Here is a 23,902-nt window from a genome sequence, read left to right on the forward strand (position 1 = left end):
CTGGGGCGGCGCGACACCCCGGATCGCGCCTGGAGGGCGATCCGGGCGGGGCCGGCGGGGGCCTATTGGGCCGGGGTGACAGCGGCGGGATCGACCGGGGCGACTGCGCCGGCGGCAGCCTGGGCGGCAGCGGCCTTGGCGGCGGCTTCGGCATAGATGGCGGTGACGGCTTCGACGCTGGCGCGGTCGGCGCTGCCCTCGGCGCAATCGGGCTTGGTCTTTTCGACATCGGCCTTGACCTTGGCATAGGCGGTGGCGCCGGAGGCCTCATCGAGCCCAACGCTGGCCTCCAGGCGCCGCAGATCGCCGGCCATGCCGGTCTTGATCGCCTCGTCCACCGGCAGGGCGCAGAGCTCGATCACCGCCTGGGTGGCATAAAAGCCGGTGAGCAGGCTGCTCTGCTTGGGGGATTTGGAGACATCGGCCGCCGGATCGATGACCACATTGGCGGGGGCCTCGGTTGCGGCGGGGGCGGCGGGCGTGGCCTCCTGCGCCTGGGCGGCGGCGTGGCCGAGGCCAAGCAGGGCAAGGAAGGCCAGCGAGGCCAGGCCAGTGCGGCGGGCCGGGAATGTGCGGGGAAGAACGGCGGGGATCATGGGAACTTCCTGAAAGCGGATCGGTTGCCCCCTTGAACGTGCCGAATGTGGCTTCAGAACGGCGCCGTCTCGCATTGTGGATGATAGACGGGCAGATCGGCCCAATCACGCGGCGAGAGTTGCGGGGCCTGGATGGGCGCTTCGGGCCGCAGCAGAGCGGCGAGGCGCTGGCGCAGAGAATGCAGCAAGCGAGACATTTTGTGTCAGCCTCCAAAGGGAATTGCGGGATAACGATCCATAATCTGCGCCTGTCACCGCAGCGTCGCAATGGACAGAGGCGCCCCGACACTATAGAAAAACTATATGACAAACCCATTTCCCATTCCGCTCAATGCGCTGCGGGCCATCGAAATCGTGGCGCGGCGCGGGGCGCTGGCCCCGGCGGCAGACGAATTGGGCGTGACCATTGGCGCGGTGAGCCAACATCTGCGCCGGGCCGAGGAGCGGCTGGGCGTGGACCTGTTTGACCGGACGGGCGGCGGCTTGCGCCCCCTGCCCGCGCTGAGCGCGGCGCTGCCACAACTGACGGCCGGATTCACGGCGCTGGCCGATGGGCTGGGGAGTCTGAAAGGCGACGAAGACGGCGTGCTGAACCTGACGGTGGGCAGCGTGTTCGCCTCGCGCTGGCTGATCTGGCGCATTGCCAAATTTGCGCGCCTGCATCCCGAGATCGAGGTGCGGCTCAATGTATCGGCGACGATGGTCGATCTCAGCCGCGCCGATGTCGACTGCGGCATCCGCTTCGGGCTGGGGCAATGGCCGGGGGTGCAGGCGAGCCTGATTGGCGGCACGCGCTATCAACCGGTGTGCGCGCCCAAGGTGGCGCAGCACTTGAGCAGCGTGGCCGATTTGGCAAAGGTGCCGGTGATCCAGGACCAGACGACCATGCTGAGCTGGGAGGCCTGGCGCGCGGTGGCAGGGCTGGACCCGGCGGTGGTGCTGGACGGCCCGGTCTATTCGGATGCCTCGCTGGCCTTTGACGCGGCGATTGCCGAACAGGGCGTGCTGATGGCGGCCGACATGATGAGCGCCGATGCGGTGAGCGATGGGCGGCTGGTGCGGCCGTTCGGGCTGAGCGTGGACGGGCCGCAGGGCTATTGGCTCGTCGTGGGGCGGGGCAAGCGCGAGAGCGGCAAGCTGCGGGCGCTGCGCCGCTGGCTGGCGCAGGAAGTGCCGGCCAGCGCCTGCGGTTATCTCAAGCAGCAGCGCGACGAGGCTGGCGTTGCCGACCCGCGCGGTTGTATGGACAACCATGGCAGATAGTTATCGGGCGTGGCTGCGCGGCGCCGTCAAATGGCAGGAGATCAACGTCATCGACCTGCGGGACGAGGACGGCACCGGCAAGCGGCTGCAGTTCTGCGGGCTGAAAACCCTGGGCCAGATCGACAAGCTCACCGGACCCGAACTGCTCGATATCGAGGGCATGGGCATTGGCGTGATCAAGCGCGTGCGCGCCATCATCAAGAAATGCAAGGCCACCGAACGGCGGCGCCGCCCAACGGCACCGGGCTATGTCCGGACGGAGCGGGAATTTCCGGAATAGGCGGGGCCCTGCTCCATGGCCTCGACCGGCACCCGGTTAGGGCGTGACCCGCTGCGGGGCGCCCAGGCTGCTGGTGCCCAAGAGGGCCGATGACTGGCTGCTGACGCCCCAGGTATCGCCGTAGCGCAGCAGGGTGAAGCCCACCAGATAGCTCGCCCCCTCAAAGTCGAGCACGGCGCCGCGTTCCACCTGTTCGTAGGCGCCATAGGTCACAGCCTGGGCGGCGGCATTGGCGCGATAGCGCGGCTGCTTGTCGGCCGGCAGCTCCACTTCACCGATCTGGCGCACCACCAGAGCTTCGAGCCGGGACAGATCGATCTCAGCGGCGAAGGCCGACGCGGCGGCAGCGTCCATGGGGAGCGGGCGCCCCTGATCGATATCGACGGTGCTCAGCAGCCCATAGGTTAGAAACTGCACCTGTCTGACGATCTGGGCGGTGAAATTGGCGCGGTTGATCGCCACAAGCATGGGATCAGTCGCAGGCACGGGCACAGCGACGTTGAGCGCCTGATAGCGATCGACATAGGCGGGGAAATCGAACTGCTCGCTCATCGGCTCGACGGCGCTGGCCGCCAGAACGGCCGCCAGATCATGAGAGGCCACGCCATCAAGATAGGCCGCAACGGCGGCTTCGGGCGTTGTCAGATCGCTGGCGGCGGCGCCCGAAACGAACAGCGCGGCAAACAACCCGGCCAGCAGCACGGCTTTGGCTGCAGGCATCGGCGCGCGCGTTGGGGTGCTGGTGGGGACGGACGGTGCGGTGGCGGGCATGGGCGATCTCCTGATGAAAGCTGGCGTGAGGAAATCGTTAGTTGGCGGGGGCGGCTGTTCCCGGGGGAACCGGGGGCATGGGAGGGGGGCGACGGGGACAATGGCTGCCAGGGAAGAGTTAGGCCGTTATGGGGTGGTTTGCGGTCAGTCTGGTTTTGGCGGGATCATGCGGTAAGCTGCCGTGATCCGAACCAACCGAGTGGATAGATGGTCGTGAGGAAGCCAAACTTCGCGCCAGCGCAAGTCGAAGACTATTTGCTTTCCCGCTACGGGCATGTCGAGGGGTTCGTGCCGCTGACCGAGGGTGAAGAATCGCAGGCGTTTGCCTTCGAGGGGGACGGCGTAAGTTTAGTGGTCCGTGCCAACAAGACGAGGACCGGCTTCGACAAAGATCACTACGCACATCGCCATTTCGCATCTGCGGCTTTGCCCGTGCCAGAAATCAGATCGGTAGAGGCGTTCGACGATCAATGGCTCTGCATATCCGTTCGTGCTCCCGGGCAGACATTGCAAGGCTTATCCAGCGAAGCAGGAACCTACGCCCGCGCTGTCGCAGATACCATGGACGCCATAGCGTCCACCGATGTCTCGACTCTTTCCGGCTTCGGGGCCTTTAATGCCGGTGGCCGAGGCCCCTTCAACCATTGGTGCGAGTACCTGGCCGCTATTGGCGACCCGAACTACTTCGATTGGTCTGCGGTGTCTGGCATTGCACCTTCTGCCAAAGTGCAGCCGCTATTGGACCGGGTGACTGAACTGGCGCCGACATGCCCCGACGCTCGGCAACTCGTTCATGCCGACTTCGGATCGAACAATGTCTTGGTTTCGTCCGGTCAGGTAACCGCCGTCATAGACTGGTCGGAAGCGATGCTAGGTGACCCACTCTACGACGTCGCCAACATCTTTTTCTGGCGAACCTGGCTAGCGTGCATGGAGCAGCAGGCGAACTTTTTCGAACCACATCTGGATCGTCGCGGTTGGGATGCGGACAGGCTGCTTTGCTATCAACTTCGCATCGGATTGCAATCAGCCCACGATGCGGCGACGGACGGTGATGCCGATTTCGTCAACTGGGCCTTGAACCGCTGCAGCGCCCTAACGTCTCGTCGATGAGCGACAGCTTCCAGGATTGTGTTCCGGCGCCGGCAACGACCGAAATGGGGTCGATAGCCGCCAATCCGCTACGCGCCCCACCTCAGACATTCAGGCAGCCTTCACGTGGACCCGAAAGCTGCCGGTCGGCTTTGCCACGGACCGGCGTCTAGTATGGGGTGGAGAGCGGACCGACTGCTCTTGAAACACGGGCTGCACGCTCAGAAATACTGTTCGATTCTGACAATGCAGATATGCCGGCTCAACCTACCAGCGCCCCTTGAACACCTGCGCAAGGAAGAGAATTGCTCCCCGAGCTAGCCCCATCCCATTTTCTTGGTTGTTGGTACCCGGCGGTAAGGACTTCGGTCAGGCCATAGCAGGGTGCCGCCAGCGAAGTCCGTCGACAGCGAGTCGATCACAAAGATCGCCTGATCCAGGCAATCTATTTCATCGACTCCGTAAATCTTCTTTTCGCCGTCAAAAATGACATCGGTTGATTGAATGACGCAGAAAAAATCCCCTGTTGCCGAAACATGCGGCCTCCCTATGTATATTTCAAATGGCGTTTCTGTTCCGTCCGACCTCCGAACAATGAGAGACCGCCTGAATCTTGGGACTTCTTCTTCCATTTGTTAGCTCGATCTTCCTTCTAGCGGTCAATGAACTTATCGCGGCGTTGGCGGTTCAGCTACCCTCGGGGGAACCGGGGTGTAACGGCGGGAGCTTTGCCGGCGGACTGAGACCAAGGTAATGTGGCCCACCACGTCAGGTGGACTGCGGCTGGACCCGCCGGCTTAGCGCCTAATGTACTGATATACTTACTACTCGTCGGAGCACAGGCGCATGAACTTTCTGGACTACGCCGTTCTGCTGATCGTCCTGCTTGTTGTTGTTGGCTTCGTGACGTACGGACGCATCAGCAGCGTCGCGATGGTGCGCTCGCAGTTGGACCTGCATCGGGAGCGCGAGAAGGCCATCAAGGGCCACTATGACAAGCCTGAGCACGACAGCAGCGATGATGACCAAGCCTAGGCTGGACAGGCGGGCGCGTGGGCCTCGCCGTCGGGCTTGGGGCCCCCTCGGACACGGCATGGCCTGGACGGCTAAGTTGGGGAGGGAGCGGAAGGGCGGATTGTCGTCGATTTCTTGGATCAGCTGACGGTCTAGCGTCTGCGACAGGTCAGCTCCGGCGGTTCCGACGCCCACACTGCCCAGTGATGACCACCCCTAGGGTGATCGCGGCTTTGGGGGCTTGGATCGAATCGGCCTCATGCTCTAGGTCTACTCAGACCGCGCGCCCACCGCCGAATTCAAGCCATTCTTGAGGAGTTAAGGCATGGCCACCCCGTCAGTCGCTGAATGGTTGGCCGCACTGCGGAACAACGACGAGATCCGGTATCAACTGATCGAGAGCGTGCGAGCGATCGTCCTTCAGGTCGGCCCCTCAATCGGGGAGGAGATCAAGTATGGTGGCATCCTCTTTGCCGGCCACCGCGGCTTTTGTGGCATTTTCTCCTATGCCAATCACGTTACGCTCGAATTCAGCGAGGGCGCGAGCCTGCCTGATCCCCACCAACGGCTTGAGGGGAAGGGAAAGGGCCGCCGACACATAAAACTCGGATCCATCAGCGACATCGAGAGCCACCACGTCCGGGACTATGTCGCGCTGGCCTACCAAGCCTCACAATCGAGCTAAGCCGAAGAGACAGTCCGCTTGTGGACGGCTATGTCCGGCCCCTTGGAGAGCCGCGGTGGTTGCCGGGCATGTTCCAGTCAACGGAATCGCCAGCGATGTGAGCTTTTCGGGCATTCGCCGGGCTCTGCTCAACGACAGAAACGGGGTCGCCAGCCGCCGTTCGCCGTCCCCCTATTCGTTGGTGAAATGCGCGTCGAAGATGGATTTGACCCAGTCGTATTGCGGGCTGATGCGCCCGAAGCCGCCGGTCGACCCATAGATGGCGTCGTCGCCCCAATCGTTGACGCCGACAATGGCCCAACCCTCGTCGGTCTCGATCCACAGCGAGCCGCCGCTGTCGCCGGAGCCCAGCACGCCTTCATATTCATCAACCGGCAGGGGATCGCCGTCCGGGAAGACATTGGTGGAGCCATCCTCGCTGTCGAAATCGACCAGCAGTTGATTGCCGGCTTTGCCATCGGGGTCCGGATCCTCGACCACGTCGATGATGTTGCGGGCCGCAGCGGCATCTTCGCTGGTATAGTATTTGTCATCCTGGCCGACCGAGCCAATGCCCCGCGAACCAAAGCCGACCATGGTGGCGAGCTGACCCAATTCATCGCTGCCGCCATAGAGGAGAGGCGGGGTATCGCAATCCTCGACCGGCCCGTTCAATTCGACGATGGCGATGTCGTAGCCCGGCGTCTCTTCGCTGTTGGCGTCGTAATTGGGATGGATATGGACGGCCTTGCCGGTGAATTCGGTGCCGGCGCGGGTGTAATAGGTCCAGGTGGCGGGATCGTCGCCGTCGCCGAAATTATGCGCCGCCGTCAGCACATAGGCCGTGCCATCCTGGTCATTGCCGATCCATGTGCCGGAGCCGCCAATCTGCTCGCCGTCGAAAAAGCTCATGATGGCGCAGAATTGCGGCTCCATGGCCAGCGCCCTGGCGGCGCCGAAGCCGTCGCCTTCCGCACCCACCGCCCCGCCCTGATCGGCCCAGGTGCTGTCCAGAATAATCACCGCCTGGGCTGGACCGGACGCCGCCAGGCTCAGCAGCGTCGTGGCCAATAGCGCTGCGACGATGTTGGAGGTCGTGCCTGGTCCCTTGGGTGTCTGACTGGGCATTTGTGTGCTGTTCCGCTCTGGTTGGACTTTGGACTGCATGGTGGGGTGGGATGGCGCCTTGTGGTGATGGGCTTGCCCCTTGGACCACGGGTGATCGTGGCAAAACAGCTTGGGCAAGAACATCGGTCCGTCTCGTTTCGGTCCACTCGAACGCCTGGGGTTTTTACCCCAATATATCATCCTATTAGCAGTGCATTTGGATGAACGACAGCCTTGGATCGAGCCAATTGCAGGGGCGGATGAAGCCGGCCTGCTCGCAGATTTTCAAGGCCAATCGCCGCAATCATCGCGCGCACGCTGTCCCAGGCTTGGGTGTCGGTCGCAAACCGACCCGATTGGACCTGCCATGACCTGCGCTTCAAAGTTTGCGCTGGCTCTGGCAAGGTGGGGTCATGGACATCCGCCCTGCTCGCGAAGACGACTTCCCGGCCCTGTGCCGGCTGGACAGCTATGCCGCCGACCATTTGGAGCGGCAGGCGGAGATTGGTCGCTGGATCGATCTGGGCGCTTGCCATGTCGTTGATGCCGGCGGGACGTTGGCCGCCTATGGCGTCATGACCACCGAGTTCCTTGGTCAACACTTCATCGCGCTCATCGTGGTGGGCGCCGGCTTTCGCCGATCCGGAATAGGGCTGACTCTGGTTCGCCATTTCCAGGACAGCTGTCGAGGCCGAAAGCTGTTCACCTCCACAAACCTGTCCAACCACCCGATGCAAAGCCTGTTGCTGAAGGCGGGTTTCCGGTCGAGCGGCTATATCGACAATCTCGATGAGGGCGACCCCGAACTGGTGTTCTTCTACCCAGCGTCATGATGCTGGCCCTCGGCTGAGGACCGACAGGCCTGCCCGCCGGCTGCAAGACGGCAATGCAGGGAGCCCGTTGTGGCGGCGGCGCGCCGGGCCGCGTTGCACCCATTTCGGCGGTTCGGACCGGCCGCGCGGGCGATATTTTACCGCCATTGCACGGGCCCGTTGATTTCTGCGGAACTTAAGAATATCGCCGAGTATCAGCCTGTGCGGGCGAGGCGTTTTGGGCGGCCTCGGGCCCGCATTTTCTTTGCCCTTGGGGAGGCAGACCATGAGCGACAGTTTTACCACGACGACCCACCAATCCTGGTTCAGCCGCATCGGCAATTCCTTTGCGGGCGTGCTGATCGGTTTGGCGCTGATTGTCGGCATGATTGTCTTGCTGTTCTGGAGTGAGGGCCGCGCGGTGCAGACCGAAAAGGCGCTGGCCGAAGGCGCGGGCGCCGTGGTGCTGGTGGACAATGCGCCGGTTGACCCGGCCAATGAGGGCAGGCTGATCCATGTCACCGGTCCGGTCGTGACCGGGCAGGTGCTCACCGACGACGCCTTTGGCATTGCGGCCGAGGGCATTCGCCTGGTGCGCACGGTCGAAATGTACCAGTGGGTCGAGTCGGAGAGCTCGGAGAAGAAGACCACGCTGGGCGGCGGCGAGGAAACCTTCACCACCTACACCTACACCAAGGCGTGGAAGGAGGGGCGCGTGAATTCCGCCGAATTCAAGCAGCCCAATAACCACCAGAACCCGCAGGCCGCGCTCGAGAGCCAGACCTTCCAGATCGATGATGGCACGCTGGGCGATTTTGCGCTGACCGAAAGCGTGCTGGACCAGGTGGGCGGCGCCAAGGATTATCCCATCAAGAACGCCGAGCTCGACGCCATCACCGAGGCCAACACGCTGGGCGTGCCGGTCGCGCTGATCGATGGCAGCATCGTCACCGGCGCCAATCCGGCGTCGCCGCGCGTTGGCGACCTCAAAATCGCCTATCAGCTGGTCCCGCTGGGCGATATTAGCGTGATCGCCCAGCAGTCGGGCGACAGCTTTGCCCCCTACCAGACCCAGGCCGGCGATGCGCTGCAGCTGGTCGATAACGGCGTCGTCGCCGCACCGGCCATGTTCAAGGCGGCGGCTGATGAGAATAACCTCATCACCTGGATCATCCGTAGCGTCGGCCTATTGCTGCTCATCACCGGCTTTGCCCTGGTCACCGGGCCGCTGAGCGTCATCGCCAGCGTCGTGCCCTTCCTCGGCTCGATCGTGGGCTTTGGCACCGGCATCATCGCCTGGATCATGGGCCTGTCGGTCGGCACGCTGACCATCGCGATTGCCTGGTTCTTCTATCGCCCGCTGCTGTCGCTGATCATCATTGCGGTTGGCGCCGCGCTGGTGTTCGGCGTCATCCAGCTCGGCAAGGCCCGCGCCAAGGGCAAGGCGGCTGCGGCAGCCTGAGGCCGGCACCGACAGGATCGGAACCGCCATCGCCGCTTCGACCTTAGCCGCGCTGGCCCCTTATCGCGCGAAGTGGATATGGGGCCGGGCGTGGTAGGGCGAGGCGTCGACATGGGCGTCGACGTGGAAAACCTCGGCGAGGAGATCGCGGGTGAGCACGGCTTCGGGCGTGCCGGCAGCGACGACCTGGCCGGCGCGCAGCACCAGCAGTTCATCGCAGAACATGGCGGCATGGTTGAGATCGTGCAGGGCAATGATGCTGGTGACCGGCAGATCTGACACCAGCCGCAACAGGCTGATCTGGTGCTGCACGTCCAGGTGATTGGTCGGCTCATCAAGGATGAGTTCGCGCGGCGATTGCGCCAGGGCCCGGGCGAGCTGGGCGCGCTGGCGCTCGCCGCCCGAAAGGCTCTGCCAGGACTGTTCGGCCTTGTCGGTGAGGCCGGTGCGCGCCAGGGCTTCGGCAACGGCGGTGGCGTCGGCAGCGGTCCAGCCGGAGAACATGGTCTGGTGCGGGAAGCGCCCGAGCTTGACCACGTCGATGACGCGCAGATTGGCATTGGTGGTGGCATGCTGCTCGATGAAGGCGACGCGGCGGGCAAGGGCGCGGCGGCCAATGGTGGCGATGTCGGTGCCATCAAGCGTGACCTGGCCGGCATGGGGGCGGCGCAGGCCGGTGAGCAGGCGCAACAGCGAGGTCTTGCCCGAGCCATTGGGGCCGAGCAGGCCCAGCGTCTTGCCGGGCTGCACGGTGAGCGAGACGCCATTGACGATGGGCTTGGACCCGATCGACCAGATGAGATTGTCGGCCTTGATGGTCATGAGGCGCGCTGCAGCCGATAGAGAATGATGGCGAAGAAGGGCACGCCGACCAGCGCGGTGACCACGCCAATGGGCAGCACCTGCTGGGGGATGAGGCTGCGCGAGGCGATATCGGCCAGCACCATGAAGATGGCGCCAGTGATGGCGCAGGCGGGCAGCAGGCGGGCATGCAGGGGCCCGACAACATAGCGGGCGGCATGGGGGACGACGAGGCCGACAAAGCCGATGGCGCCCACCATGCTGACCACCGTGGCGGTCATGACGGCGGTGAGCGCGAAAAACAGGATGCGGGTGCGGCCGACATCGACGCCGAGGGAGGCGGCGGCCTCATCGCCAAAGGCGAAGGCATCGAGCACGCGGGCATTGAGCAGGCAGACGACCAGCGCCACGCCGACGACCACCGAGACCAGGGCGAATTCAGGCCAGCGCACGCCGCCGAAACTGCCCAGCAGCCAGAACATGACGTCGCGCGCCTGCTGGGCATTGCCCGAGGTGGTGACGATATAGGCGGTGGCGGCATTGAAGAGCTGGGAGGCGGCGACACCGGCAAGGATAGTGCGGTCGGCGCCGCCGCGGGCGCCGTTGGAGAGCAGCGCCACAAGGAAAAAGGCGGCGAAGGCGCCGACAAAGGCGCCAGCCGAGAGGGAGATGGCGCCGGCGCCAATGCCCAGGATGACCACGGCGACAGCGCCGGTGGAGGCGCCGGCGGAAATGCCCAGCACATAGGGTTCGGCCAGCGGATTGCGCAGCAGGGACTGCATAATTGCCCCGCACAGGGCGAGGCCGGCGCCGCAGAAGACGGCGACCAGGGCGCGGCTCAGCCGATATTCCCAGATGACCGTCTCATGCATGGGATTGAGCGCGACGGCGGTGAACCCCAGCTTGTTGGTGATGGCATAAAAGGTGGTCGACATGGAGATCGGCAGATCGCCGACCCCCACGCTGATGGCGACCACCAGCGCGATGGCGAGCAGGCTCGCCAGGAGCCAGGCCGCCGGCACAAGCCAGCGGCGCAGCGGCTGCGCCGCGCTGATGGTGGCGAGAGTGGCGGTCACTTGAGGCCGAGAGCCTTGAGCTGTTCGGCCACCTGTTCGGCGCCAAAGATGGTCTGCACGCTGGGGTTCATGGCCTGGGCGGGCATGATGATAAGCGCATTGTTCTGCACGGCCGGCATCTGGCTGGTGGCCGGATCGGACTTGAGGAAGTCGATCTTGGACTGGGCCTTGTCGAGCTCCCAGCGGTTGCGATCCACCTGGGTGACGACGATGACATCGGGATTGCTGGCAATGATGCTCTCCCAGCTGACGGCGGGGGATTCGGCCGCATTGGTGATGGCATTGGTGCCGCCCAAGACATCGGCGATGAAGCCGGAGGCGCTGTATTTGCCGCCGACATAGGCATCGGCCGAGGGCTCGGGGCTGGAGAACCAGAAGACATAAGAGAGCGGCTTGCCGTCCTTGGGCGCATCGGCGCGCAGGGCAGCTTCGCGAGCCTTGAGATCGGCAATCACGGCTTCGCCCTTGTCGGCCACATCGAAGATGCGGGCGAGGTCGTCGATCTCCTTATAGAGCGTATCCATGTTCCAAAGGGCGCTGCGGTCGCCATAGCCGAACTTGTCGGTGGCGGTGCCGGCGGCGACACAGGTGCTGGGCGAGATATAGCTGGGCACGTTGAGCGCATCGAAGTCTTCGCGCTTGGCGACCTTGCTGTCGGGGCCGAGCAGGCTGGGCAGTGCGGCAGCGACGAAATCGGGATTGGTGGCCAGGATGGATTCAAAGGTGGGGAATTCGACCGTCAGCACCGGCACCTTGGCGTTGGCCTCGGCGAGCTGCGGCAGCACCTTGTTGGGCCAGAAGGCCGTGCCGACCATGCGATCTTCCAGGCCCAGCATGAGCAGGATTTCGGCGCTGTTTTGCCCCAGGGCGACGGCATGCTCGGGCGCCTTAGTGAAGGTGACGCTGACGCCGCAGTTGTCGATGGTCAGCGGATAGGTGGTGGGGGCGGCAAAGGCGGAGGTGGCCACGAGGCCAAGCAGCGCGCCGAGACCGGCAAGAACGGGCAATTTCATGGTGTTATCAGATCCTATGCGTGCGGCGGGTGGTCTCGCCGTCAACTGCGCGGGGGTATAGGCCCGGACAGGGGATAATAACAAGAGTGCAAATATCATCTTTTGTGGACGGGATGTCGCGGGGGAATTGGCCGACCTGGCGAGGTGGCTATCGCGCGCATGTTGACGGTGTATACATTAGTAATGTTGACGATGTATACATTAGTAATGTTGACGATGTTCACTTGTAAGGACAGGTGGGCGTGAGGAGATCTCGGGGCAAGCCCCAGAGCGACGCGCGGTGGGGGGCGGTCTCGCCGTGCAAAAACCCGCTCACTTCACCGCAAAGACGTGGCGCAAGGGCTGCAGAATTGCACTGGATTTGGCAGAGAATCCGCCATTAAGCTTGCTGTCGCGAGTCACGAGCTGCACGTCGCGAAATCGGACACGCTTGGGGGCGACACCTATGTGCGAAAACTGCGATACGACAATGGCCTCGCGCCGGTCGGTTCTCAAAATGGCCATGCTTGGCGCTGCGGCGACAGCGATCCCATCGCTGATGGTCGCTGCGCCGACCATGGCAGAAGAGGCCGGCGCCGATGTGACGCCGGACGAGGCCCTGAAGAAGCTCCGCGAAGGCAATGCCCTGTTTGTGGCGGATGCAGAACAATGCGCGGTAAACCTGACAACACGCCGTGCCGAAGTGGCGCTTGGCCAGCATCCCTATGCTGTGATCCTGACCTGCTCGGACAGCCGCGTCACACCCGAACTGATCTTTGGCGGCGTGTCGCTGGGCGAATTGTTCGTTGCCCGCAACGCGGGGAATATTGTCGATACCGATGTGCTGGGCACGCTTGAATATGGCACCGAGCATCTGCATGCGCCGCTGATCGTGGTGATGGGCCATGAGAAGTGTGGTGCGGTCGGAGCGGCCGTGGACCAAGTGGTGAACGGCACGCAATATGAGGGATCCATCGGCAAGATGATCCAACCCATCCTGCCGGTCGCCCTGGGCATTGGTGCTGACGACCCCGATCTCGGCGACAAGACGATTCGCGCCAATGCTGCCAAGGGTGTCGAGCTGATCCTGCAGGACAGTCCCATCATCGCCACGCTGGTGGAAGAGGGCAAAGTCAAGGTCATCGCCGCCTATTACAACTTCCAGACCGGCGCTGTCGAATTCTCAGACGCAGCCTGACAGCACAGTCACTTGCGGCTGGTCCCTCGCCAGGCCGTCAGACCTGCCGCGAACAGAAACCTCTTCTGGTTGCGGCAGGATGCGCCTTGGGAGGCCTGATCCTGATTGTGGCGCATGCCAACTGCCGCTGATCACGTGCATGGCGGCGCGGTCCTGGCACCGGTGCCCGGGCGCTGTGGACGACGCTGCGCCGACCGCTAGAGACGGGCCGCAAAGAAGGCGAGGGCGGCGGCGCGGGAGGCTGGGGTTTCCTGGTGGCCGATGCCGGGTTCGCTGAGCAGCGCGAGCTGGTCGGGTGTGGCGGCATAGGCGGGCGCGAGTTCGGCCCAGGCGCGGGCGACGGCCAGAGGCGGGGTGAGGCTATCGGCCTCGCCGAGGCAGACCAATTGCGGGCGCGGGGCGATGAGCGCGGCAATGGAGCCGGCGTCGGCTTCGGCCAACAGGCCCGGGACCATCATATAGATGCCATGGCCATCATGGGCGCCCAGTTCGATCATGGTGCGTTGATCGGCAAAGCAGCAGAGGTGGACCACCGCCTTGATGCGGGTGTCCATGGCGGCCTGCCAATAGCTCAGGGTCGACCCCATGGAGATGCCATAGGCGCCGATGCGATCGGGATCAACATCGGGCCGGGTGGCCAGATAGGTCAGCGCGGCGGCCTCTTCGCTCAGCATCTGGCCAAAGAGCGACTGACCCATCCAGAGCAGCGCCTTGGTGGCGGCGGATTCGGTGACATTGGAGCGGAGGCCAAAGACCGGCATGTCGATGCAGAGCGTGACATAGCCAGCGCGGGCGAAGACCGGACCAAGCGGATCGAGCAGATATTCGCGCCCATCGAGCAGTTCGGCGGCGCCGATGGCATAGCCGCCGCCATGGGAATGGGCATAAAGGATCGCCGGCAGGCGACCCTCTGGTTTGAGTGGCCGGGTGAGGAACCCCCGCACATCGGCAGTGCCGATGCGCAGGGTGAGGGTTTCGACGGCGTAATCGGCATGCTCGACGGTGGTCACCGAGACCAGCGCGATGGCGGGTTCGTCGAGGCCAATCAGCTCGATGAGGCGGTCGCGGGAGATAGCCATCAGCGCAGCCAGCCGGAGGGACGCGGATGGAGCTCCATCTGACCGTCCTTGGTGGCCTCATCGATGGCGGCGATCTCTTCGGGCGAGAGATCGAGATTGTTGAGCACGCCCAGATTGTCCTTGAGCTGATCGAGCGTGCGCACGCCGATCAACGCCGAGGTCATTTCGGGTCGGCGCAGCACCCAGCTCAGGGCGAGCTGCACCATGGTCTGACCGCGCGATTTGGCGATTTCGCCGAGCTTGTTCACCGCATCGAGCACGCGCGGCTCGATATGGCTGGCGCGCAGCGTGCCGTTGGGATTGTCGCCACGGCTGCCAGAGGTGCCGCCAGTGTTATATTTGCCCGAGAGCACGCCCTGGGCGAGCGGGGAGAAGGCAATCATGCCGATGCCGAGATCGCCACAGGCATCGATGGTGCGATCGTTCTCGATCCAGCGATTAACAACCGAATAGGACGGCTGGTGGATGGTGGTGGCCACGCCCATCTCTTTCAGGATGGCATGGGCCTGGCGGGTCTGCGCCTCGGGATAGCTGGAAATGCCGACATAGAGCGCCTTGCCGGAGCGGACGGCATGGGCCAGCGCGCCCATGGTTTCTTCCAGCGGGGTCTCGGGGTCATAGCGGTGGGAATAGAAGATATCGACATAGTCCAGACCCATGCGCTTGAGCGACTGGTCGAGGCTGGCGAGCAGATATTTGCGGCTGCCGAAATCGCCATAGGGGCCGGGCCACATGGTGTAGCCAGCCTTGGTCGAGATGATCAGCTCATCGCGATAGGGGCGGAAATCGCGCGCCATGACCTGGCCGAACAGCTCTTCGGAGGAACCGGCGGGGGGGCCATAGTTATTGGCCAGATCGAAATGGGTGACGCCGGCATCAAAGGCATGGGCGAGGATTTCGAGCGCGGAGGGGTAGTCGCGCGTGCCACCGAAATTCTGCCAGAGGCCGAGGCTGACCACGGGGAGCTTGAGCCCAGAGCGGCCCGAGCGCCGATATTGCATGGAATCATAGCGTGCCGGATCGGCCCGATAGGTCATGGAAAGCTCCCGATTCTCAAATTCAGACTGGGTGGGGGCGGTTCGCGGCGGACCCGCCGGGCAATTTCTCGATTTGGCCGCAGGCGCGGCCAGTGATATGAGCGAGCCAATGACCCGCCCGAACACTGATATGACCGACAATCTGCACCAAGCGCATCTGCCATACAAGGTGATGGCGCTCTATAAATTCGCCGACCTGCCCGACGCCGCCGCCCTGCAACCGGTGCTGGCCGCGCTGTGCTGCGGCCAAGGGATCAAGGGCACGCTGATCCTGGCGCCCGAGGGGATCAATGGCACTGTGGCGGGCACGCCCGAGGCCATCGACGCGCTGGCCGAACTCCTGTTCGAGAAGGGCCCCTTTGGCGGCCGGCTGGCCGGCGCGGAGGTGAAATATTCTTTCGCCAGCGATATGCCGTTCCTGCGCATGAAGGTGCGGCTCAAACCCGAGATCGTGACGCTGCGGGCGCCCGAGGCCAATCCGGCGCTGCAGGTGGGCACCTATGTCGAGCCCCAAGACTGGAACGGGCTGATTGACCGCAATGACGTGGTGCTGCTCGATACGCGCAATGACTATGAGGTGGGGCTGGGCACGTTCAGCCGGGCGCTCGACCCGCACACCGCCAATTTCACCGAGTTCAAGGACTATGTGGCTAGGCATCTCGACCCCAAGCGGGACAAGAAGGTCGCCATGTTCTGCACCGGCGGCATCCGCTGCGAAAAGGCCTCGAGCTATCTGCTGAGCCAGGGCTTTGAGGAGGTGTTCCACCTCAAGGGGGGGATCCTGAAATATCTCGAAGTGGTGCCCGAGGCGGAGAGCCGCTTTGCCGGGGAATGCTTTGTGTTCGACGAGCGCGTGTCGGTGGGCCATGGGCTGGTGGAGGGTGAGGCGACGCTGTGCCGCGCCTGCCGCCATCCGCTGACACCGGCCGAGCGCGCCCTGCCGGCCTATGTGGAGGGCGTGAGCTGCCCGCATTGCGCCGATGATGCGGACAAGCATGCGGCGGCGCAGGAGCGGCAGAAACAGATGGAGCTGGCGCGCAAGCGTGGCGGGGCGCATCTGGGCGATGCGGCAGCGGCGGCGGCGGAAGCGGCACGGGCGCGCAAGCGGGCCATGGCCGAGGCCTCGCGCCTGCGCAACCAGGCCAGTGGGGCATGACGGCCGCAACGACGGACACAGGAGCGCCTGTGGTGCTGGCCATCGACACGGCTGCGCCACGGTTGCAGCTGGGGCTGCTGCTGGCGGATGGAAACGTCGATGTGTCGATCGACGCCATCGCCACCGGCCATGCCGAGCTGATCTTTGAGCGCATTGCGACGCTGCTGGCGCGCAATGGGCTGCGCTATGCCGATTTGACGCGCGTGGTGACTACCACAGGGCCAGGCTCGTTCACCGGGCTGCGCATTGGGCTGAGCGCGGCGCGCGGCATCGGGCTGGCGCGGGATATTCCGGTGATTGGCGTGCCGAGCCTATTGGCGCTGTCGCTGGCGGTGTCGGGGGCTTCGACGGTGCTGCTCGATGCGCGGCGGGGCGAGGCCTATTTCCAGATCTTTGCCGGGCCGGCGGCGCCGCTGACGGAGGCCGATATTGTGCCGCTGGTGCTGGCGCAGGCGGCCGTGCCTCCCGGCACGGTGGTGATCGGGGAGCCCTTTGTCGATATTACCCTCGTGGCTCGCTATGGCGCCGTGGCGGACCCGGCAAGCCACCTGCCCGAGGCGGCCTATGTGCGCGAGGCCGATGCCAAGCCGCAGACGGCGGGGCGGGTGGAAAGGACGGGCGCGTGATCAAGCTGTGGATGGCCCCGGGCGGGCTGCATATCGAGCCGGGCCAGGCGGGCGATGCCGCGGCGCTGGCGGCCATCCATGCCAAGGGGTTCTATCGCGGCTGGTCGAGCCAGGAGATGGCGGGCTTTCTGGGCGAAGTGGAAAGCCGGGTCTATGTGGCCTGCGACGCCAAGCGCCGCATTGCCGGCTTTGCCGTGGTGCGGCTGGCGGCCGATGAAAGCGAATTGCTGACCATTGCGGTGGACCCCAAATGGCGCGGCAAGCACATCGGGCAGGCACTGCTTACGGCGGCCTTCGCCGATCTGATGATGAGCCCGGCGCGGCGCATGTTTCTCGAAGTCAGCGAAGACAATGCGCCGGCCATCAAGCTCTACACGCGGCAGGGCTTTGCCACGGTGGCGCGGCGGCAGGGCTATTATCCCAAGCCGGACGGCTCTGCAGCCACCGCGCTTGTCATGTCGCGCGATCTTGGGTAACCCGGAAGCCTGACAAACCGGTTCGGAGCGATGGCATGAGCAAGGGCCAGACTGACCCGACGCTGGAAGAGGCCTGCGTCACCAAAGGCATGCGCATGACCGACCAGCGGCGCGTGATTGCCCGGGTGATCGAGGCCGCCGCAGACCATCCCGATGTGGAAGAGCTCTATCGCCGCGCCTCGGCGGTGGACCCGCGCATTTCGCTTTCGACCGTGTACCGCACGGTCAATCTGTTCGAGGAAGCCGGGCTCGTCACCAAGCATGATTTCAAGGACGGACGGGCGCGCTTCGAGCTGATCCCGGACGAACACCACGACCATCTCATTGATATCCGCAGCGGCACGGTGATCGAATTCCGCAATGAGGAAATCGAAGCCATCCAGGATGTGATTGCCAAGCGGCTGGGCTATCGGCTGGTGGATCACCGGCTGGAGCTCTATGCGGTGCCGATAACTGGAGACGACAAGAGCAAGTCATGATCTTTCGCGTGCTGTTCTTCATCTTCGTGCTGCTGCCGGTGATGGTGGTGATCATCCCGCTGCAGGCCCTGATCAATGCGCTGCATCTGCCGTTCTGGCAGGCCCTGCCCCGGCTGTTCCACCGCATGGGCTGCATCTTCCTGGGGCTCAAGGTCACCGTGATCGGCCAGCCGGCCACGGGGCGCGCAACGCTGCTGGTCTCCAACCATGTGAGCTGGACCGATATCGTGGCCATCGGCTCGGTGGCCGATGTGACCTTTGTGGCCAAGCGCGAAGTGGGCGACTGGTTTTTCGTGGGCATGATGGCCCGGCTGCAAAAGACGATTTTCGTTGATCGCACGCGGCGCACCGACGCCGGTCGAACCAGCCGGGAAATGGGCGCGCATATGGCGGGTGGCAATGCCGTGCTGCTGTTTGCCGAGGGGCAGAGCGACATCGGCACCCATGTGCTGCCGTTCCGCTCGGCGCTGGTGGGCGCGGCCCAGCATGCCATGATCGAGGCCGGGGCCACCGATGTGCTGATCCAGCCGCTGACGGTGGCCTATACGAGCCTGCAGGGCCTGCCGGTGAGCCGCAGCGAGCGCTCGCTGATCGCCTGGATCAAATCGAAATCGGTGAAACAGAACATCTTCGAGATCCTGTCGGGCCCGCGCAAAGAGGTGACGGTGGCCTTTGGCGCGCCGCGGCCGCTGCGCGAGAGCGACAATCGCAAGGTGGTGACCAAGGCCGCCGAGGACGATGTGCGCGCCATGCTGGTGGCGCTCAACCGCGGCAAGCCGCTGCCGCCGATCAGCCAAAGCCTGCAATTTTAGCCAGTAAGCCTAACGGCAGGCTCTGCTGGGCCGTTAGGGATTTGTTAGCTATAGCCGATCCGGTATTGGACGGAGGCGCATATGGCTTGGCAGGTGTTGGCGATCTGGATCATCGTGATTCCGGTGGTGGTCAGCTTCCTGCGCAGCGAAGCCGACATGCGCCAGGCCCGCGCGCGGGCGCGGCACTGGCATGCCGCCAGCCGGCCGAACCGGGCGAACCGCCCGCAGCTGACGCCGCAGCCGGCCGTGGCCATGGCCCAGCCGGCGCTGCGCACCGGCGGGCTGACGCCGAGCCAGCGCGCCTTTCTCAATGCCATGGTCAAGGCAGACTGACCGGACCATCCAGGTTGCCCTTGAGCCGGGCAATGATGCGCGCGGCGCGCAGCATCAGCGCCATGTCGATATCCTCGGGTGTGGCATCGGCGGCGTGATCGGCCCAGGCGGCGACCGTCAATTCATGGGTCTGTTCCTGACCATCAATGGTTTCGGTGAGTACGGCGCGGACATGGCCGGTGCTGCGGCCGGGCAGGCGCGGATGGGCCTGCTTGTCCTGGACGGAAATATCGATCAATTGCAAAGTCATGCTGGCTCCATGGGAGCCCCCGGCGGCAAAATTAAGCCGCACGGGTTCCCAATCGCCTAACGGATGACAGTCTGCGGCGCTTTCCACAGCTCAAATGTGGGCGGGGATTGGCGGCGCGATCAGACCTTGACGGCATGCTCCACGCGGCCAGCATCGCCAAAAATGGCGATATAGCGGGCGATTTCTTCGGGCGTGCCGGTGGCCTTGGCCGGATTGTCGCTGAGCTTGACGGCCGGATGGCCATTGGCCTGGCTGACCTTGGCGACAATGGAAATGGGATCGAGCCCCGGATTGGGGCCATTGGGCACGCAGCCCTCAAAATCATTGGTGAGATTGGTGCCCCAGCCAAAGGCCATGCGCACCTTGCCGTCGAAATGGAGGTACGCCTCCTCGATCATGTCGACGTCGAGCCCGTCGGAGAAGATCAGCAGCTTTTCGCGCGGATCGCGGCCGCGGCTCTTCCACCAGGCGATAATGCGCTCACCGCCAGCAATGGCCGGGGCGCTGTCGGGGCGGAAGCCGGTCCAATCGGCGACCCAATCGGGGGCATTGCGCAGGAAGGCGTCGGTGCCGAAGGCATCGGGCAAAACGATCTTGAGATTGCCGCCATAATAGCTCTCCCAATCGGTGAGCACCTGATAGGGCGCGGCACGCAGCGCATCGTCATTGGGGGCGAGCGCGGCCAGCACCATGGGCAGCTCATGGGCATTGGTGCCCAAGGCTTCGAGATCATTGTCCATGGCCAGCTTGATATTGGAGGTGCCGGTAAAACTGTCGCCAATGCCCTCCTTGAGCGCTTCGACGCACCAGCGCTGCCAGAGGAAGGAATGGCGGCGGCGGGTGCCGAAATCGGAAATCCTGAGATCGGGCAGCTTTTGCAGTCGCTCGACCTTTTCCCACATCTTGGCCTTGGCGCGGGCATAGAGCACATCGAGCGTGAAGGGGCCGTAATGCTTGAGTGCGGCGCGGCTGCGCAGCTCGTTGATGATGGCCAGGGCCGGGATTTCCCACATGGTGGTTTCCAGCCAGCGTCCGGGGAATTCGAGCACGAACTGGCCGTCGCGGCGCTCGAGGCGATAATCGGGCAGGTGGAAATCGGCCAGCCAGCGCAGGAATTCGGGCGAGAAGATCTGCTGGGAGCCGTAAAAACTGTTGCCGGCCAGCCAGATCATTTCCTTTTTGGTGAAGCGCAGGGTGCGGACATGGTCGAGCTGGGCGCGCAGCTCATCGATGTCGATCTCATCGGCCAGGCGCACCGACTGGGTGCGGTTGATCAGCGAGAAGGTGGCATCGACCTTGGGGTAGAGCCCCCAGATCATCTGCAACATCAAGAGCTTATAGAAGTCGGTATCGAGCAGGCTGCGCACGATGGGATCGAGCTTCCAGGTGTGGTTATACACCCGGCGCGCCATGTCAGTAAAAGTCGCCATACTCAATCCCCACTTCGCGGCATGGGTTTTAGCGCGCGAAGCAGGGGTTTGGAAAGGCGGGGGGTGGGAGATCGGTTCGGCGGGGGACTTCAGGGTTCCCCGGGGTTGGTCGATCCCAGACTGGCCGAGAGGTAGACCATCTGGTAGTCGAGCGCCTGCTCGCCATGCACCCCGACCTTGGGCGGGTTGAGCCCCAGGGCTTTTCCGGCCGCGACCTCGAGATCGAGCCTGGCATCGGCACTCAGCTTCATGCTGTCGGCCCGTTGGGCAGAGATCAGCAAGACCACGTCATAGCTCTTGAGATACTCCGGGATTTGCGCGCGGCAGGTCTCACCCAGATTGGCCAAGACCGCTTCCAGGCCCTCAGCGTTGAGCGTGAGCCGCTTGATGCCGCTGACTGTCGCATCGGCCTTGGCAGAGCCCGAAGCGCTGGCAATATTGGGGACGCCGAGCGCAAATGAGGCATCGGCGCCGCCCCGGTAGGCCGTCAGCGGATCGGGCTGGACCTCGACAAAGCGCTCAATGTCCTTGAGCACCGCGTCCTTGAGGTAGTCCCTCCAGCAGAACTCGCTGAACAGGCGTCCACTGGAGTCGGTGAATGCCGGGTACTTGCCGCGCCCGGAAAAATAGAGATGCCCCACCTTCAATATGCCGCCCGGCGTGATGGCGGTAAAACCGGGCGCTATTGGCATCTTCGACGTGGTTGAGCCGCAGCCGGCCAGCGCCAAAGCGAGAAGAAGTGCAATCGCGGTTTTCAAAACATGCCCCCTGCGCGCCATGCGCGCTGAAAAAGCGGCGCGCCCCCTGCGCCCCGACACCGCCCATGTGGGGCACACAAGCGGGCTGCGTCGCATCGGGGCTGGCCCCTAAGGGGGATTACTCAGCTGGACGCCAACAAAGGGTAGCCCTGCCCCCTCACGCCTCCAGCTGGAACCGCTCAAACCGTCCCAACGCTTCGTCCACCGCGGCCCTACCCTCCGCGCCGACGTCAGCCAGCCAGGTGGCTTGCTGGATCAGCAGCTTTCTGGCGTTGCGGTCGGTTTTGAGGTCGAGGACGGCGATGATGGCATCGCCGGAGAGCACCGGCAGGGCGAAATAGCCGAAGCGGCGTTTGGCGGCCGGGACATAGGCCTCAAAGACATGGTCGTAGCCGAAAAACAGGCTCAGCCGCTTGCGCTGGATGACCAGGGGATCAAAGGGCGAGAGGATATGCACGAGATTGGGCACGTCGGCGGGCCTATCCAAGGTCTCTGGCGTGGCCCAATGGGTGACCGTGTCGGCACCCGCGATGACGACCGGCACCAGCGCGCGGCGGCGGACGCGGGCCTCGATCAGCGCCAGCACATCGGCCTTGCCGGGGGCATCGAGGTGGCAGATGGAATCAAGGCTCACCAGGCCCTGGCTGCGCAGGGCGCGATCGAGCTTATAGGCGGCGACCTGGCGGGCGGTGGCGGCGCGGGGTGGCGTGATCCCGGCGAAATGCCGGTCCATCAGATCATAGCTCTTGAGCATGCCCTGGCGGGCCGAAATGGTGACCAGGCCCTGATAGAACAGCGCCTCGAGCACGCGCTTGGATGGCTTGCGGCTGGCCCAGGGATGATTCTTGTCGACCAGGGGCTCATCGCTGATGTCGCGCATGGAGAGCGGGCCTTCGGCGCGGAGGCGCTTGAGCATGGCCTTGGTCTCGGCTGGGGTGACCGAACCAAACCAGCGACTGAGGCCGCTGCGCTGGGCCTTCATGGCCGGCAGGAAAAAGGGCAGATCGGCAACCGGCACATAGCTCAGCGCATGGGTCCAGTATTCAAACACCGATTTGTCGGCGGATTGGATATGGGCCAGATCGCTGCGGGCATAGTCGGGAATGCGCGAGAACAGGATGTGGTGGTGGCAGCGCTCGATGACATTGATAGTGTCGATCTGCACATAGCCCAGATGGGCTATGGCGGCGAGCGTGGCGGCCGGGCCGCTGCCGAAGGGGGCGGCCGTATCGAGCCGCTGCGCCGCAATCCAGATGTGGCGGGCGCGGGCGGCGTCGATGCGGTGGGGAGCGGAACGGGGGGCCAAGCTGATTCGATTCCGTTGGACGGGATCGTCACTGTGGCAGACAGCCCGGCCCGCTCCAATCGCGTTAGGCTATGAAACGGCCTTCGGTGGCGATTTCGGCCAGGGGCTTGCGCGCGCTGGGCACTTCGCGTTCGCGCAGGCCTTCGGGCAGGCTGGTGGCGTCGCCACGGCGGCCGATGGCCACGGCCACCTCAAGGCGCCAGTCCTCGGGCACGCCCAGGGCCGCCATGGCCCGGTCGTGATCAAAGCCAGCCATGGCATGGGCATGCCAGCCGAGCTTGGTGGCCTGCAGGGCCATCAGGCTCCAGGCGGCGCCGGCATCAAAGGCATGCGAGCGCACGGGCAGGCGCTGGCCCTTGGAATCAGCGCGGGTCAAATTGGAGGCGATAAAGACCAGCGCCGAGGCGTGGCGGGCCCAGGCCTGGTTGAAAGGGTTGAGCAGATCGACAAAGCCATCCCAGGCGGCGCTGTCGCGACGGGCATAGATGAAATGCCAGGGCTGGGCATTGAAGGCCGACGGCGCCCAGCGCCCCGCCTCGAGCACGGTGAGCAGGTCGGCTTCGGGCATGATCTCGGTGCTGAAGGCGCGGGGCGACCAGCGCGCCAGCATATCGGGATCGATCTTGTGTTCAGTGCTGCGGGGAGAAGCGGCGGTCATAGTCGGGGGGAACCTCGGGAGGATGTCGTATCAGACAGGGCGACGCGCTGAGGTAGGGGCGCGGGCGGCCATGGACAATCGCGGGGGCGCGACCGCAGTGTTCGACAAATCGTAGCAAATGGCGGCACGAGACAGAGCTGAGCCGCAGGACGCGGCACGGTGCAGCGTTCGGCTCAGACCGGCGCGCTATCAGATGTGTCTTGAAACGGGCCCGCAGGCCGAAGTGGAATTGGTGGAGCCAAGCGGGATCGAACCGCTGACCTCTTGCATGCCATGCAAGCGCTCTCCCAGCTGAGCTATGGCCCCATTCCGTGGGTCTCGGCGGCGGTTGCCGTCCGAAGCGAGGCGGAACCTATTGGATGATTCCGCAGACC

At 64.3% G+C, this 23,902-nt stretch carries 29 protein-coding genes and 1 tRNA gene; 14 read left to right on the plus strand and 16 right to left on the minus strand.

Going from position 1 to position 23,902, the window contains the following annotated elements:
• Positions 1-62: 62 nt before the first annotated feature.
• Together E8M79_RS01745 and E8M79_RS18295 are read right to left on the minus strand one after the other, a co-directional pair.
• Positions 63-596: a hypothetical protein gene (locus E8M79_RS01745; protein ID WP_137150208.1), complete on the minus strand. Its 534-nt coding sequence runs from the start codon at positions 594-596 to the stop codon at positions 63-65.
• A 53-nt stretch (positions 597-649) separates the two neighbouring features.
• On the minus strand, positions 650-793 hold the full coding sequence (locus E8M79_RS18295) for a hypothetical protein (RefSeq protein ID WP_171015665.1): 144 nt from the start codon (positions 791-793) through the stop codon (positions 650-652).
• A gap of 106 nt (positions 794-899) precedes the next feature.
• Between E8M79_RS18295 and E8M79_RS01750 the strand changes: the two genes are divergently transcribed.
• Together E8M79_RS01750 and E8M79_RS01755 are read left to right on the plus strand one after the other, a co-directional pair.
• Entirely contained in the window at positions 900-1,859 is a 960-nt protein-coding gene (locus E8M79_RS01750; protein WP_137150209.1) for a LysR substrate-binding domain-containing protein, read from the plus strand.
• Positions 1,849-2,139, plus strand: coding sequence for a hypothetical protein (locus tag E8M79_RS01755; protein ID WP_137150210.1), 291 nt, complete (start codon positions 1,849-1,851; stop codon positions 2,137-2,139). Before E8M79_RS01750 ends, E8M79_RS01755 begins: the two co-directional genes overlap by 11 nt.
• Before the next feature lie 36 nt (positions 2,140-2,175).
• On the opposite strand, the gene E8M79_RS01760 is transcribed toward E8M79_RS01755, so the two are convergent.
• A complete protein-coding gene (locus E8M79_RS01760) occupies positions 2,176-2,910 on the minus strand; it encodes a hypothetical protein (RefSeq protein ID WP_137150211.1) in 735 nt (244 codons plus the stop codon).
• A 213-nt stretch (positions 2,911-3,123) separates the two neighbouring features.
• Between E8M79_RS01760 and E8M79_RS01765 the strand changes: the two genes are divergently transcribed.
• Positions 3,124-4,023, plus strand: a complete 900-nt coding sequence (locus E8M79_RS01765) for an aminoglycoside phosphotransferase family protein (RefSeq protein WP_171015666.1) — start codon at positions 3,124-3,126, stop codon at positions 4,021-4,023.
• A gap of 296 nt (positions 4,024-4,319) precedes the next feature.
• Here the strand turns inward: E8M79_RS01765 and E8M79_RS01770 are convergent, their stop codons facing one another.
• Complete coding sequence (locus E8M79_RS01770) at positions 4,320-4,634, minus strand: hypothetical protein (protein ID WP_137150213.1); 315 nt, start codon at positions 4,632-4,634, stop codon at positions 4,320-4,322.
• 214 nt (positions 4,635-4,848) lie between these two features.
• Between E8M79_RS01770 and E8M79_RS01775 the strand changes: the two genes are divergently transcribed.
• Positions 4,849-5,037, plus strand: a complete 189-nt coding sequence (locus tag E8M79_RS01775) for a hypothetical protein (protein ID WP_137150214.1) — start codon at positions 4,849-4,851, stop codon at positions 5,035-5,037.
• A 304-nt stretch (positions 5,038-5,341) separates the two neighbouring features.
• Positions 5,342-5,701, plus strand: coding sequence for a DUF1801 domain-containing protein (locus E8M79_RS01780; RefSeq protein ID WP_137150215.1), 360 nt, complete (start codon positions 5,342-5,344; stop codon positions 5,699-5,701).
• A 171-nt stretch (positions 5,702-5,872) separates the two neighbouring features.
• Here the strand turns inward: E8M79_RS01780 and E8M79_RS01785 are convergent, their stop codons facing one another.
• Positions 5,873-6,808: a trypsin-like serine protease gene (locus tag E8M79_RS01785; protein WP_171015667.1), complete on the minus strand. Its 936-nt coding sequence runs from the start codon at positions 6,806-6,808 to the stop codon at positions 5,873-5,875.
• 392 nt (positions 6,809-7,200) lie between these two features.
• Here E8M79_RS01785 and E8M79_RS01790 point away from each other — a divergent pair, with 392 nt between their 5' ends.
• On the plus strand, positions 7,201-7,620 hold the full coding sequence (locus E8M79_RS01790; protein ID WP_137150217.1) for a GNAT family N-acetyltransferase: 420 nt from the start codon (positions 7,201-7,203) through the stop codon (positions 7,618-7,620).
• A 265-nt stretch (positions 7,621-7,885) separates the two neighbouring features.
• Positions 7,886-9,061, plus strand: coding sequence for a TMEM43 family protein (locus E8M79_RS01795; RefSeq protein WP_137150218.1), 1,176 nt, complete (start codon positions 7,886-7,888; stop codon positions 9,059-9,061).
• Positions 9,062-9,121: 60 nt separating this feature from the next.
• On the opposite strand, the gene E8M79_RS01800 is transcribed toward E8M79_RS01795, so the two are convergent.
• The 3 genes from E8M79_RS01800 to E8M79_RS01810 are packed head-to-tail and all read right to left on the minus strand — an operon-like array spanning position 9,122 to position 11,951.
• Positions 9,122-9,883, minus strand: coding sequence for an ABC transporter ATP-binding protein (locus E8M79_RS01800; protein WP_137150219.1), 762 nt, complete (start codon positions 9,881-9,883; stop codon positions 9,122-9,124).
• Positions 9,880-10,917, minus strand: coding sequence for an iron chelate uptake ABC transporter family permease subunit (locus tag E8M79_RS01805; RefSeq protein ID WP_137150839.1), 1,038 nt, complete (start codon positions 10,915-10,917; stop codon positions 9,880-9,882). Before E8M79_RS01805 ends, E8M79_RS01800 begins: the two co-directional genes overlap by 4 nt.
• Before the next feature lie 17 nt (positions 10,918-10,934).
• On the minus strand, positions 10,935-11,951 hold the full coding sequence (locus E8M79_RS01810; protein ID WP_137150220.1) for an ABC transporter substrate-binding protein: 1,017 nt from the start codon (positions 11,949-11,951) through the stop codon (positions 10,935-10,937).
• A gap of 496 nt (positions 11,952-12,447) precedes the next feature.
• Here E8M79_RS01810 and E8M79_RS01815 point away from each other — a divergent pair, with 496 nt between their 5' ends.
• Positions 12,448-13,128, plus strand: coding sequence for a carbonic anhydrase (locus E8M79_RS01815; RefSeq protein ID WP_248304860.1), 681 nt, complete (start codon positions 12,448-12,450; stop codon positions 13,126-13,128).
• A gap of 197 nt (positions 13,129-13,325) precedes the next feature.
• Here the strand turns inward: E8M79_RS01815 and E8M79_RS01820 are convergent, their stop codons facing one another.
• A complete protein-coding gene (locus E8M79_RS01820; protein WP_137150221.1) occupies positions 13,326-14,207 on the minus strand; it encodes a dienelactone hydrolase family protein in 882 nt (293 codons plus the stop codon).
• Entirely contained in the window at positions 14,207-15,244 is a 1,038-nt protein-coding gene (locus E8M79_RS01825; protein ID WP_137150222.1) for an aldo/keto reductase, read from the minus strand. Before E8M79_RS01825 ends, E8M79_RS01820 begins: the two co-directional genes overlap by 1 nt.
• Positions 15,245-15,353: 109 nt before the next feature.
• Here E8M79_RS01825 and E8M79_RS01830 point away from each other — a divergent pair, with 109 nt between their 5' ends.
• The 6 genes from E8M79_RS01830 to E8M79_RS01855 all read left to right on the plus strand — a co-directional run bounded on the left by E8M79_RS01830 (position 15,354) and on the right by E8M79_RS01855 (position 19,126).
• On the plus strand, positions 15,354-16,400 hold the full coding sequence (locus E8M79_RS01830; protein WP_248304861.1) for a rhodanese-related sulfurtransferase: 1,047 nt from the start codon (positions 15,354-15,356) through the stop codon (positions 16,398-16,400).
• Positions 16,401-16,432: 32 nt separating this feature from the next.
• Positions 16,433-17,026 (plus strand): tRNA (adenosine(37)-N6)-threonylcarbamoyltransferase complex dimerization subunit type 1 TsaB, encoded by a 594-nt coding sequence (gene tsaB, locus E8M79_RS01835; RefSeq protein ID WP_171015668.1) that lies wholly within the window; start codon positions 16,433-16,435, stop codon positions 17,024-17,026.
• The gene (rimI, locus tag E8M79_RS01840; RefSeq protein WP_137150224.1) at positions 17,023-17,502 is read left to right on the plus strand and encodes a ribosomal protein S18-alanine N-acetyltransferase; all 480 of its coding nucleotides are present in this window, start codon (positions 17,023-17,025) and stop codon (positions 17,500-17,502) included. The genes tsaB and rimI overlap by 4 nt, the downstream gene beginning before the upstream one ends.
• Positions 17,503-17,537: 35 nt before the next feature.
• Positions 17,538-17,981: a Fur family transcriptional regulator gene (locus E8M79_RS01845; protein WP_137150225.1), complete on the plus strand. Its 444-nt coding sequence runs from the start codon at positions 17,538-17,540 to the stop codon at positions 17,979-17,981.
• A complete protein-coding gene (locus E8M79_RS01850) occupies positions 17,978-18,793 on the plus strand; it encodes a lysophospholipid acyltransferase family protein (protein ID WP_137150226.1) in 816 nt (271 codons plus the stop codon). The genes E8M79_RS01845 and E8M79_RS01850 overlap by 4 nt, the downstream gene beginning before the upstream one ends.
• A gap of 81 nt (positions 18,794-18,874) precedes the next feature.
• Entirely contained in the window at positions 18,875-19,126 is a 252-nt protein-coding gene (locus tag E8M79_RS01855) for a hypothetical protein (RefSeq protein WP_137150227.1), read from the plus strand.
• Here the strand turns inward: E8M79_RS01855 and E8M79_RS01860 are convergent.
• The 6 genes from E8M79_RS01860 to E8M79_RS01885 form a co-directional block, all read right to left on the minus strand.
• On the minus strand, positions 19,113-19,376 hold the full coding sequence (locus tag E8M79_RS01860) for a hypothetical protein (protein ID WP_137150228.1): 264 nt from the start codon (positions 19,374-19,376) through the stop codon (positions 19,113-19,115). The two genes, E8M79_RS01855 and E8M79_RS01860, sit on opposite strands and share 14 nt — an antisense overlap.
• A gap of 119 nt (positions 19,377-19,495) precedes the next feature.
• Complete coding sequence (pncB, locus tag E8M79_RS01865) at positions 19,496-20,806, minus strand: nicotinate phosphoribosyltransferase (RefSeq protein ID WP_137150229.1); 1,311 nt, start codon at positions 20,804-20,806, stop codon at positions 19,496-19,498.
• A gap of 89 nt (positions 20,807-20,895) precedes the next feature.
• Positions 20,896-21,498 carry a hypothetical protein gene (locus tag E8M79_RS01870; protein WP_137150230.1) on the minus strand — a complete coding sequence of 201 codons (603 nt, stop codon included), beginning with the start codon at positions 21,496-21,498 and terminating at the stop codon, positions 20,896-20,898.
• A gap of 223 nt (positions 21,499-21,721) precedes the next feature.
• A complete protein-coding gene (locus E8M79_RS01875; protein WP_137150231.1) occupies positions 21,722-22,870 on the minus strand; it encodes a crosslink repair DNA glycosylase YcaQ family protein in 1,149 nt (382 codons plus the stop codon).
• A gap of 64 nt (positions 22,871-22,934) precedes the next feature.
• Positions 22,935-23,528, minus strand: a complete 594-nt coding sequence (locus tag E8M79_RS01880) for a nitroreductase family protein (protein WP_137150232.1) — start codon at positions 23,526-23,528, stop codon at positions 22,935-22,937.
• Between the two features lie 230 nt (positions 23,529-23,758).
• Positions 23,759-23,834 (minus strand) — tRNA-Ala (locus E8M79_RS01885).
• Positions 23,835-23,902 lie beyond the last annotated feature (68 nt).

The sequence above is a fragment of the Devosia sp. FKR38 genome (assembly GCF_005222805.1).
Lineage (GTDB): Bacteria > Pseudomonadota > Alphaproteobacteria > Rhizobiales > Devosiaceae > Devosia.

What these genes read in the sequence shown, in the direction of transcription:
- E8M79_RS01790 (WP_137150217.1), top strand. Translation starts at nt 7,201, where the DNA reads ATGGACATCCGCCCTGCTCGCGAAGACGACTTCCCGGCCCTGTGCCGG.
- pncB (WP_137150229.1), bottom strand. Translation starts at nt 20,806, where the DNA reads ATGGCGACTTTTACTGACATGGCGCGCCGGGTGTATAACCACACCTGG.
- E8M79_RS01755 (WP_137150210.1), top strand. Translation starts at nt 1,849, where the DNA reads ATGGCAGATAGTTATCGGGCGTGGCTGCGCGGCGCCGTCAAATGGCAG.
- E8M79_RS01795 (WP_137150218.1), top strand. Translation starts at nt 7,886, where the DNA reads ATGAGCGACAGTTTTACCACGACGACCCACCAATCCTGGTTCAGCCGC.
- E8M79_RS01815 (WP_248304860.1), top strand. Translation starts at nt 12,448, where the DNA reads ATGGCCATGCTTGGCGCTGCGGCGACAGCGATCCCATCGCTGATGGTC.
- E8M79_RS01850 (WP_137150226.1), top strand. Translation starts at nt 17,978, where the DNA reads ATGATCTTTCGCGTGCTGTTCTTCATCTTCGTGCTGCTGCCGGTGATG.
- E8M79_RS01775 (WP_137150214.1), top strand. Translation starts at nt 4,849, where the DNA reads ATGAACTTTCTGGACTACGCCGTTCTGCTGATCGTCCTGCTTGTTGTT.
- E8M79_RS01760 (WP_137150211.1), bottom strand. Translation starts at nt 2,910, where the DNA reads ATGCCCGCCACCGCACCGTCCGTCCCCACCAGCACCCCAACGCGCGCG.
- E8M79_RS01845 (WP_137150225.1), top strand. Translation starts at nt 17,538, where the DNA reads ATGAGCAAGGGCCAGACTGACCCGACGCTGGAAGAGGCCTGCGTCACC.
- E8M79_RS01870 (WP_137150230.1), bottom strand. Translation starts at nt 21,498, where the DNA reads ATGCCAATAGCGCCCGGTTTTACCGCCATCACGCCGGGCGGCATATTG.
- E8M79_RS01825 (WP_137150222.1), bottom strand. Translation starts at nt 15,244, where the DNA reads ATGACCTATCGGGCCGATCCGGCACGCTATGATTCCATGCAATATCGG.
- E8M79_RS01800 (WP_137150219.1), bottom strand. Translation starts at nt 9,883, where the DNA reads ATGACCATCAAGGCCGACAATCTCATCTGGTCGATCGGGTCCAAGCCC.
- E8M79_RS01785 (WP_171015667.1), bottom strand. Translation starts at nt 6,808, where the DNA reads ATGCCCAGTCAGACACCCAAGGGACCAGGCACGACCTCCAACATCGTC.
- E8M79_RS01855 (WP_137150227.1), top strand. Translation starts at nt 18,875, where the DNA reads ATGGCTTGGCAGGTGTTGGCGATCTGGATCATCGTGATTCCGGTGGTG.
- E8M79_RS01820 (WP_137150221.1), bottom strand. Translation starts at nt 14,207, where the DNA reads ATGGCTATCTCCCGCGACCGCCTCATCGAGCTGATTGGCCTCGACGAA.
- E8M79_RS01750 (WP_137150209.1), top strand. Translation starts at nt 900, where the DNA reads ATGACAAACCCATTTCCCATTCCGCTCAATGCGCTGCGGGCCATCGAA.
- E8M79_RS01745 (WP_137150208.1), bottom strand. Translation starts at nt 596, where the DNA reads ATGATCCCCGCCGTTCTTCCCCGCACATTCCCGGCCCGCCGCACTGGC.
- E8M79_RS01810 (WP_137150220.1), bottom strand. Translation starts at nt 11,951, where the DNA reads ATGAAATTGCCCGTTCTTGCCGGTCTCGGCGCGCTGCTTGGCCTCGTG.
- E8M79_RS01780 (WP_137150215.1), top strand. Translation starts at nt 5,342, where the DNA reads ATGGCCACCCCGTCAGTCGCTGAATGGTTGGCCGCACTGCGGAACAAC.
- E8M79_RS01860 (WP_137150228.1), bottom strand. Translation starts at nt 19,376, where the DNA reads ATGACTTTGCAATTGATCGATATTTCCGTCCAGGACAAGCAGGCCCAT.
- E8M79_RS18295 (WP_171015665.1), bottom strand. Translation starts at nt 793, where the DNA reads ATGTCTCGCTTGCTGCATTCTCTGCGCCAGCGCCTCGCCGCTCTGCTG.
- E8M79_RS01770 (WP_137150213.1), bottom strand. Translation starts at nt 4,634, where the DNA reads ATGGAAGAAGAAGTCCCAAGATTCAGGCGGTCTCTCATTGTTCGGAGG.
- E8M79_RS01830 (WP_248304861.1), top strand. Translation starts at nt 15,354, where the DNA reads ATGACCCGCCCGAACACTGATATGACCGACAATCTGCACCAAGCGCAT.
- E8M79_RS01880 (WP_137150232.1), bottom strand. Translation starts at nt 23,528, where the DNA reads ATGACCGCCGCTTCTCCCCGCAGCACTGAACACAAGATCGATCCCGAT.